General features: G+C 35.3%; 7 protein-coding genes and 1 pseudogene. 2 read left to right on the forward strand and 6 right to left on the reverse strand.

What is annotated here, in order from left to right; all coding sequences use genetic code 11:
* From ACFINH_RS09170 to ACFINH_RS09180, 3 genes and pseudogenes are all read right to left on the reverse strand, one after another.
* Positions 1 to 532 (reverse strand): DUF1376 domain-containing protein (locus tag ACFINH_RS09170; protein ID WP_375632829.1); only part of this gene is annotated, 532 nt, incomplete at its 3' end.
* A 28-nt stretch (positions 533 to 560) separates the two neighbouring features.
* Positions 561 to 845: pseudogene (locus ACFINH_RS09175) on the reverse strand (DUF1376 domain-containing protein); the annotation flags it as partial.
* Positions 835 to 1,308, reverse strand: coding sequence for a crossover junction endodeoxyribonuclease RuvC (locus tag ACFINH_RS09180; protein WP_375632833.1), 474 nt, complete (start codon positions 1,306 to 1,308; stop codon positions 835 to 837). The pseudogene ACFINH_RS09175 and the gene ACFINH_RS09180, both read right to left, overlap by 11 nt.
* A gap of 75 nt (positions 1,309 to 1,383) precedes the next feature.
* Between ACFINH_RS09180 and ACFINH_RS09185 the strand changes: the two genes are divergently transcribed.
* Positions 1,384 to 2,175 (forward strand): hypothetical protein, encoded by a 792-nt coding sequence (locus ACFINH_RS09185; RefSeq protein ID WP_375632835.1) that lies wholly within the window; start codon positions 1,384 to 1,386, stop codon positions 2,173 to 2,175.
* Here the strand turns inward: ACFINH_RS09185 and ACFINH_RS09190 are convergent.
* From ACFINH_RS09190 to ACFINH_RS09200, 3 genes are read right to left on the reverse strand one after another with little or no spacing between them, the layout of a single operon-like run.
* Positions 2,162 to 2,773 carry a hypothetical protein gene (locus tag ACFINH_RS09190; RefSeq protein WP_375610980.1) on the reverse strand — a complete coding sequence of 204 codons (612 nt, stop codon included), beginning with the start codon at positions 2,771 to 2,773 and terminating at the stop codon, positions 2,162 to 2,164. The genes ACFINH_RS09185 and ACFINH_RS09190 overlap by 14 nt on opposite strands.
* A 10-nt stretch (positions 2,774 to 2,783) precedes the next feature.
* Positions 2,784 to 3,353, reverse strand: a complete 570-nt coding sequence (locus ACFINH_RS09195) for a hypothetical protein (RefSeq protein WP_375632837.1) — start codon at positions 3,351 to 3,353, stop codon at positions 2,784 to 2,786.
* A gap of 10 nt (positions 3,354 to 3,363) precedes the next feature.
* Entirely contained in the window at positions 3,364 to 3,603 is a 240-nt protein-coding gene (locus tag ACFINH_RS09200) for a helix-turn-helix domain-containing protein (RefSeq protein ID WP_375632839.1), read from the reverse strand.
* A gap of 84 nt (positions 3,604 to 3,687) precedes the next feature.
* Between ACFINH_RS09200 and ACFINH_RS09205 the strand changes: the two genes are divergently transcribed.
* The gene (locus ACFINH_RS09205) at positions 3,688 to 4,041 is read left to right on the forward strand and encodes an XRE family transcriptional regulator (RefSeq protein WP_375614261.1); all 354 of its coding nucleotides are present in this window, start codon (positions 3,688 to 3,690) and stop codon (positions 4,039 to 4,041) included.
* The last annotated feature ends 362 nt before the right edge of the window (positions 4,042 to 4,403 follow it).

The following is a 4,403-nucleotide window of genomic DNA, read 5'->3' on the forward strand; positions in this document are numbered from 1 at the left end:
AATCGTTTGTTTCTAAATTTTCAAAATCAATTTCTCTTTTTGATAAAATAATATTTTTATTTTTTTTGTTATTGTTAATGTTATTGTTATTGTGCATTTCCAAGCATTGCTCGTGCATTGCGTATGCATTGCGTATGCATTGCTCATGCATTGCACATGCATCATCATTACTTTTATCTTTGTTTTTATCCCATCTAGCTTTTGCTGCTTTTGATGCCTTTTCTGAAGATTTTTCTAAATTCTCATTGCAATTTAGTAACTCTTCTTCAACTTGTGCACTCCATAAATTTCCATTTTCCAAGCGGATAATTAATTTTTTTCGAATGAGTTTTTCTAATGATTTTTTAAAAGTTTGTACTGAACAGCCAACAGCACGTGCTAAAACAGAGGCATCATCATAAAGAGGTTCACAAGTTCTATACATAAAAGCAGTGAGTGTACTATAAGTGGCTTTTTCTGCTGCATCAGTGCCAGCAAAGTCCATAATCCACTCTTGATAAAAATTACGTACCCAAGGTAATTTATTTGCCATAATTACCCTCCTGCTCTTCAATAAAAGCTGCTTCTTTTAATTCCTCTTCAACATCTAAATTCCACAAGCGACCATCTGCTAAACGAATGAAATATCCTTCTTCAAGCAAAACATTCAGTGCCGCTTCAAACTTCTTCACTGAATAACCCGTGTAATTAGATAAAACTTTAATATTATAAAAAAGAGGTTCACCAGTATGCAACATACGTAACCGTAATCGCATATAGATATTGCCCTCTACAGCAGGCAAATAATCAACAACAATTGCCCACTTGTCTGCAAAAAGCCTCGTCCATGGTAATTTACTGGACATACCCCAATTCCCTTTCTTTAACTAAATATAAAATTGCTAAAGCATCTGCTTCGTTATCATCTTTCGGATTGTGCCCTTTTGCACGCACCGCCTTAATCATCTCTTCTTTCGACGCATTCCCCTTGCCTGTCGTCGCTTTCTTAATCGTACTTACTGGTATCCCCTCATACGGTATCTGATGCTGTTCACACCACGCCGTTAACGTTGCTAACAAACCACCGTAAACATGCGCTGCATCTGTACCTTTATGACGCCTCACCTCTTCAAAATACACCGCGTCAATTTGATCTGCTGTCTGCTTTATTTCTGATAGCCATTGTTTAAAACGCAAGTAACGCATTCCACCGCCTTCAAAACGGCGTGATTGAAAATTCACGGTACCACTGAACATGTCACCACTTGCACCACGTATCGCCCACCCCGTTTTGGTACCTAGATCAAAACAAAGAATCGTGTTAATCACCACGCCGCTCCATACAAAATGTGTTTTATAGGATTGTTTTTTTCTGAAAATGAAGGAAAGAAGGGTGTAAGAAATATGCAAGCGGTTTTAAATTGGATAGAACAGCATCCTGTATTATTTTCTGCGTTTTCTGTTTTATTTTCTGCACTTTCTTCGGTTGGTGCTTTATTATCCGCAATTTTTTCTTTTCGTTCTATTAAACAGACATTGAATTTAAGAAATGAAGATCGAATAGAAGCTGCAAAGTTCAGAAGAGAAGACCGAGAAAAATTTGAAACAGAATTAGCTAATGCCATGGACATAGCTAATTCAACTAAACAACAAGCAATATCAATGGAAAAGCTTGCTAACGTTCTAGAAAAACAGACAGAAATTCTAGAGCAGAGAAAACTTAATGTTTTTGTACAGCGTATAGTGATGCATAATGATCCTGATAATAAATCACAATTATTAATTGATATATTATTAACCATTGCAAATCCTACAAAACACATAATTAAAATTAATTCCATCAGTATAGAGAATGATAGAAATTATAAATTTATTCACGCAGTCTATCGTGGATTTACTGATTCAACCGTTTTTCCCCTCGGAGATATATACCAAATCCAGCCCCAAAGCTCCAAATACCTCTGTTTTAAACAACCCCAAACAGAGCCTCTAATACATGGAGATATTGACCCATTTAGCCTCATAGCTTTTGGCTCATTAGAACTAATTCTTACCATTTCGCCTCTCAAGAAAAATCCATTAATTTATCTAATATTTACTATGGAACACACTGCTATAGATCCTGAAAATCCACCAGAAAAAGTGAATTTTTTCGCTCACTGTATTCGTTTAAAAAATGCTTTCAATCCACTATAGTTTTCCCAGGTACGAGATAGCTCTGTTGTTCCTCAGGACTTTTTTTAGCAAGATCTTCCCATGTCAGTGGCTTTAACCCCAATAAATGCCCCAATAACTCTTGAGACCTCGGCCAATAGTCTAGTTGTGCAAATGTAATGGTATTTCGTGGTATAAACCATTCTTCAAAAGCTCTAACAACTTTAATTGCTTGAATCTTTGTCTGCTCATCCCTCATTAATTGTTGCAATAATTCCTGCGATCTATCTTCTTGTTCATCTGTAATGGGATTTAGTTCTATAAACTCTCTTACAAGCGTACGAACAGCTTTAGAGACTTGAATATTTTCATAAATATTTTCATATGACATCACACATTCTTGCCCTTTAGTGCTTTTCTCTAAACATTCTTGCACGTTTGCTTGTAATTCTTGTAAATGTTGTATTTTCTCTTCATTTTCTGCTAGCTGTCCTTCCATCAATGCTTTTTGTGACATTATTAACTCATTTTTTTCTGCTAGCTCTTTTCTAAGCCTTCGCACTCTTTTAGAAGAGTCATGAACAGCATAAAACGAAATCACATTCGCAATTAAGGAAATAACAATTGCTACTAAACTCATCTTTCTCTCCTCACTTACCCTTCTTCTTACTCTTCTTATTCTTATGAAGCGGCGCTTTTACTGCTTCATCACGCTGTTTAATCTCTTGCTTCAGTTCTTCAATTTCCTCGTCGTCATGTTCTTCTATCTTTTGTTTCAATTCTTCAATTTTCTCGTCGCGTTCTTTAATCTCTTGCTTCAATTCTTTAATTTCCGTATCACGTGATTGAACATCTGCTTTTAGTGTCCGTATCTTTTCACTTTTCCGTGTAAACTCTTCTCGATACGCATCTATACTTTGTTTTAGTTCTTCAGTCTTTTGTTTCAGTTGTTTAATTTCCGTATCACGTTCTTCAATCTCTTGCTTCAGTTGTTTAATTTCCTTGTCACGTTCTTCAAGATCCGCATCACATTCATCAATTGTCTGCTCGCTTTCCATTAAATACCTAAACTCATTCTCTTTCATTTTTTTCTTAATATCTTGAACCTGCTCTTTAAGTGCTTTAACTTGATCGCGATAATGCAATGCAATACGAAACATCACTCCGCTTAAGAGCAAAACTGAAACCACTGCTATCCATAAAATTTCATTCGAACTCATCTTTATCTCCTTAATGCTGCAAAGTCTCACCCGCGCTATCAACGCTGGAACTTTTGCAAATTTTCGACATTGGGGGGTGTTGCTCTTGATCGCATAAAGATTTTAAAAGATAAGCAACTGCTCCTCTTGAAGGAACACCATATTTTTCCCAACGCCATACTGTTGATTTGTTGACGCCTAATAACGCCGCCATTTCGTCCAGCGTAAGATTAAGGCGTTTTCTTAGTTCTTTTGCTTCTATCTTATTCATGAAAAAATATGCATTACGAGTATTTTAATGTCAAGTCGAAATGCATACCAATTTTATGCAATATGAGTAATATAGGAGATAAACATGCTTGATAAAATAACAGAGCAATCCTCTAGATTGATGAAAGCGCGTCTGGTACGTGGTTTTAGAAGTGCTAAAGAAGCAGCTAGATATTTTGGATGGAACTATTCTAGCTATATACAACATGAACAAGGTCTTAGAGGAATATCACGCGCATCTAAAAAATACGCAAAAGCATTTAGAATTAGTGAGGGATGGTTATTAACTGGAGAAGGAGAAGGTCCCTCCTTTCCAATATCTACGGTAGAACAGCCTATTGAAGAACAAATCATTGATCTGCTAAAGAAAACAAGTCAGACAGATAAAGAAACAATTCTTCACCTTCTAAGCCGCTTGAATAATGAAGAAAAAAAATGAAAGCTTTTTGTCTTTCATAACTAAATGTAGAAATTAGTTGCATTATTTCATTATCTAATTCCGTATCACTTTTTGTTTTTTTCATAACTTATTCCTCTCTCCTTCAGAGAAATGTCAATTAATGAAAATCCCCTATAAAGGATTTTTATCTTGTTACATAAAAAATACACATAATGCATATTTTTTTGTTGACCAGTATGCATAATGCGTATATACAGACACCATACCCCGAAAAAAAAAACCTATGTCAAGGCGTTTTTTTCAAAATGTATTTAAATATTTTGATATGGAGGCATTTGTGAATAAACCAGTGTTTATAAATTCTGATGAAATTCTCTTAGTGATGTGCGAAAATGAAGAGC

It is taken from the genome of Bartonella sp. AA74HLJMH, assembly GCF_042197045.1.
Classification (GTDB): domain Bacteria; phylum Pseudomonadota; class Alphaproteobacteria; order Rhizobiales; family Rhizobiaceae; genus Bartonella.